This window comes from Pseudomonas sp. R-28-1W-6 (assembly GCF_009799925.1).
Taxonomy (GTDB): domain Bacteria; phylum Pseudomonadota; class Gammaproteobacteria; order Pseudomonadales; family Pseudomonadaceae; genus Aquipseudomonas.
The window spans coordinates 365,015-378,944 of record NZ_WELK01000002.1 but is presented as its reverse complement, the minus strand read 5'-3'; the positions used below and the strand labels follow the sequence as shown (position 1 = coordinate 378,944).

Annotated in this window: 16 protein-coding genes; 11 read left to right on the top strand and 5 right to left on the bottom strand. The window is 62.9% G+C overall.

Features of this window, described 5'->3' with window-relative positions; genetic code table 11:
• Positions 1-51: 51 nt before the first annotated feature.
• Positions 52-486, bottom strand: coding sequence for a ZapG family protein (locus F3I62_RS06005; protein ID WP_160488762.1), 435 nt, complete (start codon positions 484-486; stop codon positions 52-54).
• 138 nt (positions 487-624) lie between these two features.
• On the opposite strand from F3I62_RS06005, the gene F3I62_RS06000 reads away from it, so the two are divergent.
• The 3 genes from F3I62_RS06000 (at position 625) to zapE (ending at position 4,049) form a co-directional block, all read left to right on the top strand.
• A complete protein-coding gene (locus F3I62_RS06000) occupies positions 625-1,248 on the top strand; it encodes an alpha/beta fold hydrolase (RefSeq protein WP_160489035.1) in 624 nt (207 codons plus the stop codon).
• Between the two features lie 199 nt (positions 1,249-1,447).
• Positions 1,448-2,794: a tryptophan--tRNA ligase gene (locus F3I62_RS05995; RefSeq protein WP_160488761.1), complete on the top strand. Its 1,347-nt coding sequence runs from the start codon at positions 1,448-1,450 to the stop codon at positions 2,792-2,794.
• A 160-nt stretch (positions 2,795-2,954) separates the two neighbouring features.
• Positions 2,955-4,049, top strand: a complete 1,095-nt coding sequence (gene zapE / locus F3I62_RS05990; protein WP_160488760.1) for a cell division protein ZapE — start codon at positions 2,955-2,957, stop codon at positions 4,047-4,049.
• 55 nt (positions 4,050-4,104) lie between these two features.
• Here zapE and F3I62_RS05985 read toward each other — a convergent pair whose 3' ends face one another.
• Entirely contained in the window at positions 4,105-5,007 is a 903-nt protein-coding gene (locus F3I62_RS05985; RefSeq protein WP_160489034.1) for a GlxA family transcriptional regulator, read from the bottom strand.
• Between the two features lie 234 nt (positions 5,008-5,241).
• On the opposite strand from F3I62_RS05985, the gene F3I62_RS05980 reads away from it, so the two are divergent.
• Positions 5,242-6,378, top strand: coding sequence for an acyl-CoA dehydrogenase family protein (locus tag F3I62_RS05980; protein WP_160488759.1), 1,137 nt, complete (start codon positions 5,242-5,244; stop codon positions 6,376-6,378).
• Positions 6,379-6,435: 57 nt separating this feature from the next.
• Here the strand turns inward: F3I62_RS05980 and F3I62_RS05975 are convergent, their stop codons facing one another.
• Positions 6,436-7,473 (bottom strand): NADP(H)-dependent aldo-keto reductase, encoded by a 1,038-nt coding sequence (locus F3I62_RS05975; protein WP_160488758.1) that lies wholly within the window; start codon positions 7,471-7,473, stop codon positions 6,436-6,438.
• Positions 7,474-7,750: 277 nt separating this feature from the next.
• On the opposite strand from F3I62_RS05975, the gene rplM reads away from it, so the two are divergent.
• The 7 genes from rplM (at position 7,751) to F3I62_RS05940 (ending at position 12,563) form a co-directional block, all read left to right on the top strand.
• On the top strand, positions 7,751-8,179 hold the full coding sequence (rplM, locus tag F3I62_RS05970; RefSeq protein WP_016490991.1) for a 50S ribosomal protein L13: 429 nt from the start codon (positions 7,751-7,753) through the stop codon (positions 8,177-8,179).
• A 14-nt stretch (positions 8,180-8,193) separates the two neighbouring features.
• Positions 8,194-8,586: a 30S ribosomal protein S9 gene (gene rpsI, locus F3I62_RS05965; RefSeq protein ID WP_160488757.1), complete on the top strand. Its 393-nt coding sequence runs from the start codon at positions 8,194-8,196 to the stop codon at positions 8,584-8,586.
• A 250-nt stretch (positions 8,587-8,836) separates the two neighbouring features.
• Positions 8,837-9,430 (top strand): ubiquinol-cytochrome c reductase iron-sulfur subunit, encoded by a 594-nt coding sequence (petA, locus tag F3I62_RS05960; protein WP_160488756.1) that lies wholly within the window; start codon positions 8,837-8,839, stop codon positions 9,428-9,430.
• On the top strand, positions 9,430-10,641 hold the full coding sequence (locus F3I62_RS05955) for a cytochrome bc complex cytochrome b subunit (RefSeq protein WP_160083456.1): 1,212 nt from the start codon (positions 9,430-9,432) through the stop codon (positions 10,639-10,641). The genes petA and F3I62_RS05955 overlap by 1 nt, the downstream gene beginning before the upstream one ends.
• Positions 10,641-11,423, top strand: coding sequence for a cytochrome c1 (locus F3I62_RS05950; protein ID WP_160488755.1), 783 nt, complete (start codon positions 10,641-10,643; stop codon positions 11,421-11,423). The genes F3I62_RS05955 and F3I62_RS05950 overlap by 1 nt, the downstream gene beginning before the upstream one ends.
• Positions 11,424-11,513: 90 nt before the next feature.
• Entirely contained in the window at positions 11,514-12,131 is a 618-nt protein-coding gene (locus F3I62_RS05945; protein ID WP_160082409.1) for a glutathione S-transferase N-terminal domain-containing protein, read from the top strand.
• A gap of 18 nt (positions 12,132-12,149) precedes the next feature.
• Positions 12,150-12,563 carry a ClpXP protease specificity-enhancing factor gene (locus F3I62_RS05940; RefSeq protein WP_160082407.1) on the top strand — a complete coding sequence of 138 codons (414 nt, stop codon included), beginning with the start codon at positions 12,150-12,152 and terminating at the stop codon, positions 12,561-12,563.
• Between the two features lie 103 nt (positions 12,564-12,666).
• On the opposite strand, the gene F3I62_RS05935 is transcribed toward F3I62_RS05940, so the two are convergent.
• Together F3I62_RS05935 and F3I62_RS05930 are read right to left on the bottom strand one after the other, a co-directional pair.
• On the bottom strand, positions 12,667-13,200 hold the full coding sequence (locus F3I62_RS05935) for a BON domain-containing protein (protein WP_160488754.1): 534 nt from the start codon (positions 13,198-13,200) through the stop codon (positions 12,667-12,669).
• Positions 13,197-13,790 (bottom strand): phosphoheptose isomerase, encoded by a 594-nt coding sequence (locus F3I62_RS05930; RefSeq protein ID WP_160082403.1) that lies wholly within the window; start codon positions 13,788-13,790, stop codon positions 13,197-13,199. The genes F3I62_RS05935 and F3I62_RS05930 overlap by 4 nt, the downstream gene beginning before the upstream one ends.
• Positions 13,791-13,930: the final 140 nt, after the last annotated feature.

Below are 13,930 nucleotides of genomic sequence, written 5' to 3'. Positions count from 1 at the left end.
AATAAAAAAGCCCCGCATTGGCGGGGCTTTTTCTCGGCGGTTAGTCGCAGATCAACGCTTGAGGCCGAAGGTCTCGTCCAGCGTGCCCGGAGCATCCGGCGCTTTCGGGGCGTAGTCCTTGGGTGCTTCGTTGCTTTTCGGCGGGGTCAGGCGTTCGCGTTTTTCGCCGCCGTCTTCGGCCTGCAGGGCGGCGAGCAGGCGCTGGCGGGTCAGTTCGTCGAGGGCCAGGCGGTTGGCGCCGTCGGCCAGGTGTTCCTGCACTTCCTGGTAGCTCTGGGTGAGCTTCTTCACCAGGCTGGCGGTGGTGTTGAAGTGGGTCACCACTTCGCTCTGGTAGGAGTCGAAACGCTGCTGCATTTCATCCAGCTGGCGCTGGGTACGGCTGGGCGCGGCGTTGGGCAGCAGGCGCGCCAGGGCAAAGCCGATGGCGACGCCGCCCAGCAGGGCAATGGCGGTGAGCAACCAGGGCGATATCGTCTGTTCCACGAGTCCTTCCTCTCTATACGGCTTTGCTTTACGGTAGCGGCTCCAAACCGCGCTGTATACCGCTTGCGAGCCGTGTTGTGCGTTGTGCCTAACCAAGACGTGTCGACCCGACCCGGGGTCACGGAGTTCCCGCAGTTGATCCGCGAAACCCCTCTCTCCCTCGATGGCCCGTGCGGCCCGCTGGAAGCCCTCTACCTCGAAGTGCCGGACGCCAAGGGCGTGGCGCTGCTCTGCCACCCCAACCCGGTGCAGGGCGGCACCATGCTCAACAAGGTGGTCTCCACCCTGCAGCGCGCGGTGCGCGACATGGGCTACAGCACCCTGCGTTTCAACTACCGCGGCGTCGGCGCCAGTGCCGGCAGCCATGACATGGGCACCGGCGAAGTGGACGATGCCGAAGCGGCCGCGCGCTGGCTGCGTGCCGAGCATCCACAGTTGCCGTTGAACCTGTTCGGCTTCTCCTTCGGCGGCTTCGTCGCTGCGGCCCTGGGCGGCCGCCTGGAGGCCCAGGGTGCCGGCGCGCAGCGACTGTTCATGGTCGCCCCGGCGGTGCAGCGCCTGCAGGCGCCGGAGCAGCTGCCCGAGCGCGCCACACTGACGGTGATCCAGCCGGAGCAGGACGAAGTGATCGATCCCGCCCTGGTGTTCGCCTGGTCGGCGGCGCTGCAACGTCCTCATGAGCTGCTGAAAGTGGCAGAATGCGGCCACTTTTTTCACGGCAAGCTTCCCGAGCTTAAAGACCTGGTGCAGCCGCGCTTATGATCTGCTGCGCGTCGGCCATGCGTCGTTAAAAACAGGCTCGGAAGCAGCTTGCTGCTGACGCGCTTCAGCGCGGCCCGAAGGGCGAGTTCAACGAGCAATGCTCATTTACCAAAGTAAACTCCGCTTCCTCGCCTGTTTTTGCCTAGCCTGGCTCTAGCTCGCGAGATCATAAGTCGGCTCAAGTAAAGCGAACCCGAACATGACCACCCGAATCCTGACTGGCATCACCACCACCGGAACCCCGCACCTGGGCAACTACGCGGGCGCCATTCGCCCGGCCATCGTCGCCAGTCGCGCGGCCGATGCGGACTCGTTCTACTTCCTCGCCGACTACCACGCGCTGATCAAGTGCGACGACCCGGCGCGCATCCAGCGTTCGCGCCTTGAGATCGCCGCCACCTGGTTGGCCTGTGGCCTGGACGTGAACAAGGCGACCTTCTACCGCCAGTCCGACATCCCCGAGATTCCCGAGCTGTGCTGGCTGCTCACCTGCGTGGCCGGCAAGGGCCTGCTCAACCGCGCCCACGCCTACAAGGCCTCGGTGGACAAGAACATCGAGCAGGGCGAAGACCCGGATGCCGGCATCACCATGGGCCTGTTCAGCTACCCGGTGCTGATGGCCGCGGACATCCTGATGTTCAACGCGCACAAGGTGCCGGTCGGGCGCGACCAGATCCAGCACGTGGAGATGGCCCGCGACATCGGCCAGCGCTTCAACCACCTGTTCGGCCAGGGCCGGGAGCTGTTTACCCTGCCGGAAGCGGTGATCGAGGAGGAAGTGGCGACCCTGCCGGGCCTCGATGGGCGCAAGATGAGCAAGAGCTACGACAACACCATCCCGCTGTTCGGTTCGGCCAAGCAGCTCAAGGATGCCATCGCCCGCATCGTCACCGACTCCCGGCTGCCGGGCGAGGCCAAGGATCCGGACAACTCGCACCTGTTCACCCTGTTCCAGGCTTTCGCCACCCCGGCCCAGCAGGCCGAGTTCCGCGCCGAGCTGCTCGCCGGCCTGGCCTGGGGCGAAGCCAAGCAGCGCCTGTTCCAGCTGCTCGACAACGAACTGGGCGAGGCGCGCGAGCGTTACCACGCGCTGATCGAGCGTCCGGCGGATCTGGAGGACATCCTCCTCGAGGGTGCGGCCAAGGCGCGCAAGACCGCCACCCCGTTCCTCGGCGAACTGCGCGAGGCGGTGGGCCTGCGTTCCTTCCGCAGCCAGGCGCAGAGCGGCGAAGCCGGCAAGAAGAAGGCGGCCAAGAGCGCGCGCTTCGTCAGCTTCCGCGACGAGGACGGCAGCTTCCGTTTCCGCCTGCTGGATGCCGCCGGCGAGCAGTTGCTGCTGTCCAGGTCCTTTGCCGATGGCAAGGCGGCGGGCCAGGCCAGCAAGCGCCTGCAGTCCGGCGAGGCGCTGGATGTGCGCGAGCAGGGCGAAGGCTTCGGCCTGTGGCTGGATGGCGAGCTGGTCGGCGAAAGCCCGGCCTTTGCCGATGCCGCGGCCCGTGACGCGGGTATTGCCCGCCTGCGCGAGGCTTTGGCGCCGCAGGAATAAGCGCTGCGTAGGTTGGGTTGAGGCGCGTAGCGGCGAAGCCCAACATGGCCATGCCGCCACTGTTCGTTGGGCTTCGCCGCGCTCAACCCAACCTACGATTGCCAAGCACGGGGTGCGTCGTTAAAGTGACCGCCCCGTTTTTGTTACCGAATTTCCCATCATGACTCCTCTTGCGCGCTACCAGGCCGACCTGCAACGGCCGGACTTCTTCCACGACGCCGCCCAGGAAACTGCCGTGCGTCATCTGCAGCGCCTGTACGACGACCTGGTGGCCGACTCCAAGAGCAAGCCGGGCCTGCTCGGCGGCCTGTTCGGCAAGAAGCGCCAGGGGCCGGTCAAGGGCCTGTACTTCTGGGGTGGGGTCGGGCGTGGCAAGACCTACCTGGTCGATACCTTCTTCGATGCGCTGCCGTTCCCGCAGAAGATGCGTACGCACTTCCACCGCTTCATGAAGCGCGTGCACGAGGAAATGAAGACCCTCAAGGGCGAGAAGAACCCGCTGACCATCATCGGCAAGCGCTTCGCCGACGAGGCGCGGGTGATCTGCTTCGACGAGTTCTTCGTTTCCGACATCACCGACGCGATGATCCTCGCCACCCTGCTGGACGAGCTGTTCAAGAATGGCGTGACCCTGGTGGCCACCTCCAACATCGTCCCGGACGGTCTGTACAAGGACGGCCTGCAGCGCGCGCGCTTCCTGCCGGCGATCGCCCTTGTCAAGCAGCACACCGAGGTGGTCAACGTCGACAGTGGCGTCGATTACCGCCTGCGGGCCCTGGAGCAGGCCGAGCTGTTCCACTGGCCGCTGGATGCCGAGGCCGAGGTCAGCCTGGAGAAGAGCTTCCGCAGCCTGCTGCCCGAGCACTGCGTGGTGGAAGAGAACAAGGCGCTGATGATCGAGAACCGCGCGATCATGGCGCGCAAGGAAGGCGACGACGTGGCCTGGTTCGAGTTCCGCGAGCTGTGCGACGGCCCGCGCAGCCAGAACGACTACATCGAACTGGGCAAGATCTACCACGCGGTGATCCTGGCCAACGTCGAGCAGATGGGCGTGGCCAAGGACGACATGGCGCGGCGCTTCATCAACCTGGTGGACGAGTTCTACGACCGCAACGTCAAGCTGATCATCTCCGCCGAAGTGGAACTGAAGGACCTGTACACCGGCGGGCGCCTGAGCTTCGAGTTCCAGCGTACCCTCAGCCGTCTGCTGGAGATGCAGTCCCACGAGTTCCTGTCGCGGGCGCACAAGCCATAAATCGGCCTGTGCCGATGTGAAAAAGGGGTTGCCAGTCGGCAACCCCTTTTGCGTTTCAGGCGCCGTCCTTGTGCAGGAACTGCCGGCGATACTGGTTGGGTGACAGCTCGGCGTGCTGGCGGAACAGGCGGGCGAAGAAGCTGGCGTCGTCGTAGCCGACTTCGTAGCTGATGGTCTTGATGCTCTTGCGCGTGGAGCTGAGCAGGCTCTTGGCCGTCTCGATGCGCAGGCGCTGCAGGTAGTGCAGTGGCTTATCGCCGGTCGCGGCCTGGAAGCGGCGCATGAAGTTGCGGATGCTCATGCCGTGCTCGCGGGCCACGTCCTCGATACGGAATTTCTCGGCGAAGTGTTCTTCCAGCCACTGCTGGACCTGCAGGATGGCCACGTCCTGGTGCAGCTTCTGTCCACCGAAGCCGATGCGCCCCGGGCTGTAGCTGCGCTGGGTCTCGTAGAGGATGTCGCGGGCCACGCCCTGGGCGATGGAGGCGCCGCAGTAGCGTTCGATCAGGTAGATGTACATGTCGCAGGCCGAGGTGACGCCGCCGGCGCAGTACAGGTTGTCGGCGTCCGACAGGTGCTTGTCCTGGTTGAGCAGAACCCTGGGGAAGCGCTCGGCGAATTCGCGGAAGAAGCGCCAGTAGGTGGTCGCCTCCTTGCCGTCGAGCAGGCCGGCCTCGGCCATCCAGAATACCCCGGTGGCTTCGCCGCACAGGGCGGCGCCGGCGGCATGCTGTTCGCGCAGCCAGGGAATGATCTGCGGGTAGCGCTGGCGCAGCTCGTCGAAGTCGCCCCAGAAGGCCGGCAGGATGATCACGTCGGCGGCTTCCAGCGTGCCATCCACCTGGATATTGGCCTGGCTGAAGCTGGTCACGGCCTGGCCGTCGGGGCTGACCACGCGGATCTGGAAGTTGGTGGCCTGGTCCAGGCCTTGCTGCTTGCTGTAGCGCAGGCCGGCCATGTGGAAGAAATCGCGCGCCTGCATCAGGGTGGCGGCGAATACGCCCTCGGTGGCGAGGATGCAGATGCGGGTCTGGGCGGTTGTCGCAGGCATGGCAATTATTCTTATTGGTGGTGAAACGGTCATTCAGTGGCTGGATCGTCTTATTTTTTGTCGCATGTGTCCAGTGTCTAGTCCTCCTGGCCTGGCCTAGAGTGAAGCTCACTCCATGACCACTCAGATGCAGGTGTAACAATGATTCCAAGAACCCTGTTCAGTCACGAGCACGAGCAGTTTCGCGAGTCCGTGCGTAAATTCTTCGAGCAGGAGGCCGTGCCGTTCCACGCCCAGTGGGAGAAGGACGGTCACATCGATCGCGCCCTGTGGAACAAGGCCGGTGAGGCCGGCATGCTCTGCTCGCACATCCCGGAAGAATACGGCGGCATGAGCGCCGATTTCCTCTACAGCGCCGTGGTGATCGAGGAGCAGTCGCGCCTGGGGCTGTCCGGCATCGGTTTCTCCCTGCATTCGGATATCGTCGCGCCGTACATCCTGCATTACGGCTCCGAGGAGCAGAAACACAAGTACCTGCCGAAACTGGTCAGCGGCGAGCTGGTCACCGCCATCGCCATGACCGAGCCGGGCACCGGCTCCGACCTGCAGGGGGTGAAGACCACCGCCGTGCTGGACGGCGACGAGTACGTGATCAACGGCTCGAAGACCTTCATCACCAACGGCTTCCTTGCCGATCTGGTGATAGTCGTCGCCAAGACCGATGCCAAGGCTGGGGCCAAGGGCATCAGCCTGTTCCTGGTCGAGGCCAACACCCCGGGCTTCGCCAAGGGCAAGCGCCTGGAAAAGGTCGGCATGAAGGCCCAGGACACCTCCGAGCTGTTCTTCCAGGACGTGCGCGTGCCCAAGGAAAACCTGCTGGGCAAGGAGGGCATGGGCTTCGTCTATCTGATGCAGGAGCTGCCGCAGGAGCGCCTGACCGTGGGCCTGCTGGCCATCAGCTCGGCCGAGGCCGCGCTCGAGTGGACCAAGGACTACACCCGCGAGCGCAAGGCATTCGGCAAGGCGGTGGCGGACTTCCAGAACACCCGCTTCAAGCTGGCCGAGATGGCCACCGAGATCCAGATCGGTCGGGTGTTCGTCGACCGCTGCCTGGAACTGCACCTGCAGGGCAAGCTGGATGTGCCGACCGCAGCGATGCTCAAGTACTGGAGCACCGACCTGCAGTGCAAGGTGATCGACGAGTGCGTACAGCTGCATGGCGGCTACGGCTACATGCTGGAGTACCCGATCGCCCGCGCCTGGGCCGATTCGCGGGTGCAGCGCATCTACGCCGGCACCAACGAGATCATGAAGGAAATCATCAGTCGCGCGCTCTGAATCGGCGCTGACAGAAAAAAGCCCGGCAGATGCCGGGCTTTTTTCTTGGCGTGAAGATCAGGGCGCCGGATTGGGCTGTTCGCGGTGGATCGCCTCGATGGCCTCCAGCAGTTCCTCGCTCAGCTCCAGGCTCATGCTGCCCAGGTTGCTTTCCAGTTGCTCCAGGCTGGTGGCGCCGATGATGTTGCTGGTGACGAAGGGCTGGCGAGTGACGAATGCCAGGGCCATCTGTGCCGGATCCAGGCCGTGTTCCTGGGCCAGCCTGACATAGCGGCTGCAGGCAGCCTGGGATTGCGCATTGGTGTAGCGCGAGAAGCGGCTGAACAGGGTGATCCGTGCGCCTGCCGGGCGGGCGCCGTTGTCGTACTTGCCGGAGAGCATGCCAAACGCCAGAGGCGAGTAGGCCAGCAGGCCGCACTGTTCGCGCATCGCCACCTCGGCCAGGCCTACCTCGAAGCTGCGGTTGAGCAGGTTGTAGGGATTCTGCACCGACACCGCACGCGGCAGGCCCAGGCTGTCGGCCAGTTGCAGGTACTTCATGGTGCCCCAGGGGGTTTCGTTGGACAGGCCGATATGGCGGATCTTGCCGGCCTTGACCTGTTCGCCGAGCACTTCCAGGGTTTCCTGCAGCGGGGTGAAGTCCTGTTCCTGGTGGTGATAGCCGAGCTGGCCGAAGAAGTTGGTGCTGCGCTCCGGCCAGTGCAGTTGGTACAGGTCGATCCAGTCGGTTTGCAGGCGCTGCAGGCTGGCGTCGAGCGCGGCGACTATATGCGCGCGGTTGTGCTTGAGCTGGCCGTCGCGGATGTAGTCGATGCCATTGCCGGGGCCGGCCACCTTGCTGGCCAGAATCCACTCGCTGCGGTTGCCGCGGGCCTTGAAGTAGTTGCCGATGATCCGTTCGGTGGCGCCATAGGTCGTGGCGCGAGGCGGTACCGGGTACATCTCGGCGGTGTCGAGGAAGTTGATGCCGGCGGCGCGGGCGCGGTCGATCTGGGCGAAACCCTCGGCCTCGTCGTTCTGTTCGCCCCAAGTCATGCTGCCCAGGCACAGGGCGCTGACCTTGAGATCGCTGCGGCCCAGTTGACGGTATTCCATGCGCTGCTCCTTGGCTGTGGCGGAAACGGCAAGCATAAAGCAGGTTGCTATTTTTGCAGTAATCGGCATAATTTCGCGGCTTTCTCGGCGGGGATGCCTAGCCTGTTCGAGAAAGAAGGTGGGGATGCCTAGCCCGCCGAAACCCCCGCCGTAGCGGACGCGCTGACCCGAGCCCCCGATAGCGTCTGTTTTCCGGCCGTCTTTGACTTGTCAAAGCAAGCACTATTCAGTAAGATCCGCCGTCTTATTTTCAGGGCGGCCCCTGAGGCTATAGCGAATGAAGACTTTTACTGCAAAACCGGAAACTGTTAAGCGCGACTGGTACGTCGTCGACGCTGCCGGCCAGACCCTGGGTCGTCTGGCCACTGAAATTGCAAGCCGTCTGCGTGGCAAGCACAAGCCGGAATACACCCCGCACGTTGATACCGGCGACTACATCGTCGTCATCAACGCCGAACAGGTGCGTGTGACCGGTGCCAAGACCACCGACAAAATGTACTATTCGCACTCCGGTTTCCCGGGTGGCATCAAGGAAATCAACTTCGAGAAGCTGATCGCCAAGGCCCCCGAGCGCGTGATCGAGACCGCGGTCAAGGGCATGCTGCCGAAAAACCCGCTGGGTCGCGACATGTACCGCAAGCTGAAGGTGTACAAGGGTGCTGTTCACCCGCACACCGCTCAGCAGCCCCAAGAACTGAAGATTTAACGGAATAGTTCATTATGTCGGCGACTCAAAATTACGGCACTGGCCGTCGCAAGACCGCTACCGCACGCGTCTTCCTGCGTCCGGGTACTGGCAAGATCTCCATCAACAACCGCACCCTGGATACCTTCTTCGGTCGCGAAACCGCTCGCATGGTCGTGCGTCAGCCGCTGGAGCTGACCGAGACCACCGAGAAGTTCGACATCTATGTCACCGTTCTCGGTGGTGGTGTCAGCGGTCAGGCCGGTGCGATCCGTCACGGTATCACCCGCGCCCTGATGGACTATGACGAAGGTCTGCGTCCGGCCCTGCGTAAAGCTGGCTTCGTGACTCGCGATGCCCGTGAAGTTGAACGTAAGAAAGTGGGTCTGCGTAAGGCGCGTAAGCGTCCTCAGTACTCCAAGCGTTAATCGCTGCTGCGTTCAAAAGCGCCCAGTTTCCTTTCGGAGCTGGGCGTTTTTTATGGGCGCCTATATACCCTGCGACAACGTGCCGCATTGGTGAATGCCGCGGCTGGCAAGGCTTCCGGGCAATTTGTATCCGGTAATTACCTTGTCAGAAAAGGGGCTTTTCTTTACCATTCGGCAAATTTTGTGCGGCTAGCTTTTTACCTAGTAGAGGCCTGAACAACAGGCCACAAAGCTGATGGGAGACGACTGAATGAGCAATGACGGCGTGAATGCAGGCCGGCGTCGCTTCCTGGTAGCGGCCACCTCTGTGGTGGGCGCTGCCGGAGCGGTGGGTGCTGCGACTCCGTTCGTGGGGTCATGGTTCCCCAGTGCCAAGGCGAAGGCCGCTGGTGCACCGGTGAAAGTGAATATCAGCAAGGTCGAGGCCGGCCAGCAGATGATTGCTGAATGGCGTGGCCAGCCGGTGTTCATCGTGCGCCGTACCGAGGAAATTCTCGGTAACCTGGCCAAGCTCGAGGGCGTTGTCGCCGACCCGGAATCTGCTGCTTCGGTGCAGCCGACCTATGTCGACAAGAAGACCCGCTCGATCAAGCCCGAACTGCTGGTGCTGGTCGGTCTGTGCACGCACCTGGGCTGCTCGCCATCCTTCCGTCCGGAAGTGGCGCCTGCCGACCTCGGTGCCGAGTGGGTGGGCGGCTACTTCTGCCCTTGCCATGGCTCCCGCTACGACCTCGCAGGCCGTGTCTACAAGGCCCAGCCTGCGCCCTTGAACCTGCCGGTGCCGCCGTACTCGTACGAGTCGGATGATGTCATCGTCGTCGGCGTGGACCAGGAGAAGGCATGATGAACAAGTTCATGGCATGGGTCGATGCGCGCTTCCCCGCGACCAAGATGTGGGAAGACCATCTGTCCAAGTATTACGCTCCGAAGAACTTCAACTTCTTCTATTTCTTTGGCTCCCTGGCACTGCTGGTGCTGGTCAACCAGATCGTTACCGGTATCTGGCTGACCATGAGCTTCACCCCGTCGGCCGAAGAAGCCTTCGCTTCCGTCGAATACATCATGCGTGATGTGGAGTTCGGCTGGATCATCCGCTACCTGCACTCCACCGGCGCCTCGGCGTTCTTCGTGGTGGTGTACCTGCACATGTTCCGCGGCCTGCTCTACGGCTCCTACCAGAAGCCGCGCGAGCTGGTGTGGATCTTCGGCATGCTGATCTACCTGTGCCTGATGGCCGAAGCCTTCATGGGCTACCTGCTGCCGTGGGGCCAGATGTCCTACTGGGGTGCCCAGGTGATCATCTCGCTGTTCGGTGCCATTCCGGTGATCGGTGATGACCTGACCCAGTGGATCCGTGGTGACTACCTGATTTCCGGCATCACCCTGAACCGCTTCTTCGCCTTGCACGTGATCGCCCTGCCGATCGTCCTGCTCGGCCTGGTCGTGCTGCACATCCTGGCGCTGCATGAAGTCGGTTCGAACAACCCGGACGGCGTCGACATCAAGAAGAAGAAGGACGAGAACGGCATTCCGCTCGACGGCATCGCCTTCCATCCCTACTACACCGTGAAAGACATCGTCGGCGTGGTGGTCTTCCTGTTCGTCTTCTGCGCCATCGTGTTCTTCTTCCCGGAGATGGGTGGCTACTTCCTCGAGAAGCCGAACTTCGAACAGGCCAACCCGTTCAAGACCCCGGCCCACATCGCCCCGGTGTGGTACTTCACGCCGTTCTACGCGATCCTGCGCGCCGTTCCGGACAAGCTGCTCGGTGTTATCGCCATGGGCGCCGCCATCGCCGTGCTGTTCGTCCTGCCGTGGCTGGATCGTAGCCCGGTCAAGTCGATGCGCTACAAGGGCTGGCTGAGCAAGATCTGGCTGCTGGTGTTCTGCGTATCCTTCGTGATCCTTGGCGTGCTCGGCGTGCTGGCCCCGACTCCGGGTCGTACCCTGCTGTCGCAGATCTGCACCGCGCTGTACTTCGCCTACTTCATCCTGATGCCGTTCTACACCCGGATGGAGAAGACTAAACCGGTTCCGGAAAGGGTGACTGGCTGATGAAAAAGCAATTTATCGCACTGATGTTCGCTGTACTGCCGGCCTTTGCTCTGGCTCAGGCGGCGCTCGAGTATCCGAATGACCATGTCGACATCGACCTGGCCGACAAGGCTGCCCTGCAGGATGGCGCGCGTACCTTCGCCAACTACTGCATGGGTTGCCACAGTGCCAAGTTCCAGCGCTACGAGCGCGTGGCCAAGGACCTGGGCATTTCGGAAGAGCTGATGATGGACAACCTGGTCTTCACTGGCGCCAAGATCGGCGACCACATGAAGATCGGCATGCAGCCCAACGATGCCAAGGTCTGGTTCGGCGCTGCGCCGCCCGACCTGACCCTGGTCGCTCGTGTGCGTGGCACCGACTGGCTGTACACCTACCTGCGCACCTTCTATGAGGACCCGACTCGTCCTTACGGGGTGAACAACAAGGTGTTCCCGAACGTCGGCATGCCGAACGTGCTGGTTGGCCTGCAGGGCCGCCAGGTCATCGGTTGCAAGCAGGTTCAGGTGGTCGAGCACGGCAAGAAGCAGTACGACCCGCTGACCGGTGCGCCGATCACCCACGAAGCCTGTGATCAGTTGACCGTTGTGCCGAAAACCGGCGCGCTGACCGAGGCGGAGTTCGACCAGAAGATCCACAACCTGGTGACCTTCCTGGCCTACTCGGCCAACCCGGTCAAGCTGGAAAGCCAGCGCATCGGTGTCTATGTGCTGCTGTACCTGGCCTTCTTCTTCGTGTTCGCCTACCTGCTCAAGCGCGAATACTGGAAGGACGTGCACTGATCCATCGCGTTACCGCTATAGACGCACGCGCCCATAATGGGCGCGTGCGTTTTTCTGTTTCTGCAATCTGGTTTTTTAAGGAGGGGCATCATGGCCGCACCGAATAAGTTGGCCTGCTATTCCGACCCCGCCGATCACTACTCCCATCGCGTGCGCCTGGTGCTGGCCGAGAAGGGCGTGAGTGCCGAGATCATCGACGTCGCTCCGGGCCGTTGCCCGCCGCAGCTGGCCGAAGTCAACCCATACGGCAGCGTGCCGACCCTGGTTGACCGCGATCTGGCGTTGTACGAGTCGACCGTGGTGATGGAATATCTGGACGAGCGTTATCCCCATCCGCCGCTGCTGCCGGTCTACCCGGTGGCGCGGGCCAACAGCCGCCTGCTGATCCATCGCATCCAGCGTGACTGGTGCAAGCAGGTCGACCTGATCCTCGATTCGCGCAGCAAGGAACCGGCCCGGGTCCAGGCGCGCAAGGAATTGCGCGAGAGCCTGACCGGTGTATCCCCACTGTTTGCCGATAAGCCGTTTTTTCTCAGTGAAGAACTGAGTCTGGTAGATTGCTGCTTATTGCCGATTCTCTGGCGCTTGCCGCTGCTGGGGATCGAGCTGCCGAAGCCGGCCAAGCCACTGCTCGACTACATGGAGCGGCAGTTCGCCCGTGAGGCGTTCAAGGCCAGTCTGTCCGATGTCGAACGCGACATGCGCTAACTCAGGAGGTCGTCCGTCATGAATTCCAGTCGTCCCTACCTGGTGCGAGCCCTCTACGAGTGGATCCTCGACAACGATTGCACGCCGCATCTGCTGGTCAGCGCGGAGTTTCCGGGGGTGCGCGTGCCACCGGGCTTCGCCAGCGATGGGCAGATCGTGCTCAACGTGTCGCCCAGTGCCGTGCGCAACCTGCACATGGACAACGAGGCGGTCAGCTTCGAGGGGCGTTTCGGCGGGGTGGCCCATTCGCTGTTCATCCCGGCCGGCGCCATGCTGGCGATCTATGCGCGGGAGAACGGGCAGGGCATGGTCTTCGAGCTGGAACCGCCGGTCGACGAGGACGATGACGAGCAGGGACCGGATGACGATGGTCCGTCCGGCGGTGAGCCGTCGCGGCCGAGTGGGCGGCCGAGCCTGAAGGTGGTCAAGTAAGTCTTGGTGGATCATTCGGATAGAAACGACAAGGGCGCCTAGGGCGCCCTTGTCGTTTCTGTGTCGTGCAGTTCCGGGGCGGCGAACCCCGCTAGGCGCTGCCTCAGTTGGTGTACTGGAACAGCTTGACGATCTTCTGCACGCCGGATACGCCGGCGACCACGTTGCCGGCGCTGGCGCCTTCGGCGCGGGTCACCAGGCCCATCAGGTAGACGATGCCGTTCTCGGTGATCACCTTGATCTTGGCGCTTGGCACCGTGCTGTCGGCCAACATCAGGGTCTTGATCTTCGAAGTCATCAGCGCATCGTTGCTGCGAGCCAGGGCCGATGTCGGCTGCAGCACCTGCAGTTCATTGTGGATCTTGGTCACGCCCTGGACGTTGCGCGCCGCCTGGGCGGCCTTGTCCTTGAGCTCGGCGCGCGGGGTCTGGCCGGCGAGCAGGATCACCCCGTTGTAGCTGGTGACCACCACGTGCGAGGTCGGGCTGGTCAGATCCGGGTGCGCGCGCGACACGGCCGAGCTGACGTCCGGGCCGAGGAACTGGTCGTCGATCTTGTTGCCGATGCTGCGGTTGCTGCAGGCGCCCAGCAGCAGGCTGAGGGCGAGGGTGGCAAGAATCAGTGGATTGCGGGTCATTCTTCACTCCCGAACAGTTGGCGGTCGATCAGGTCGCACAGGCAGTGGATAGCCAGCAGGTGCACTTCCTGAATGCGTGCGGTGACCTTGGAGGGCACGCGAATTTCCACGTCTTCCGGTAGCAGCAGCGAGGCCATGCCACCGCCGTCGCGCCCGGTCAGAGCTACGACCACCATTTCGCGATCATGTGCGGCCTGGATGGCCTGAATCACGTTGGCCGAGTTGCCGCTGGTGGAAATCGCCAGCAGCACGTCGCCGGGTTGGCCGAGGGCACGGATCTGCTTGGAGAACACCTCGTTGTAGCTGTAATCGTTGGCGATCGAGGTGATGGTCGAGCTGTCGGTGGTCAGGGCGATGGCCGGCAGGCTCGGGCGCTCGCGCTCGAAGCGGTTGAGCAGCTCGGAGGAGAAGTGCTGGGCATCACCGGCGGAGCCGCCGTTGCCGCAGCTGAGAATCTTGCCCTCGTTGAGCAGGGCGTTGACCATCACCTGGCTGCCATGCTCGATGAACGGTACCAGCACTTCCATGGCCTGCTGCTTGGTGTCGATGCTGGCCTGGAACATCTGGCGGATTCGGGATTGCATGTCCATCGGATAAGACCTTCGGTGTACGGGCTGGGTCAGCCTCTACGGTGAGGGAGTGCCATAAGGCGTGGCGAATTATAACGACTCGCATCTGGCGTGCTGTCCGGCTTTTTACCCGACTTGCCCGGTGCGGGTCGACAGGAAAG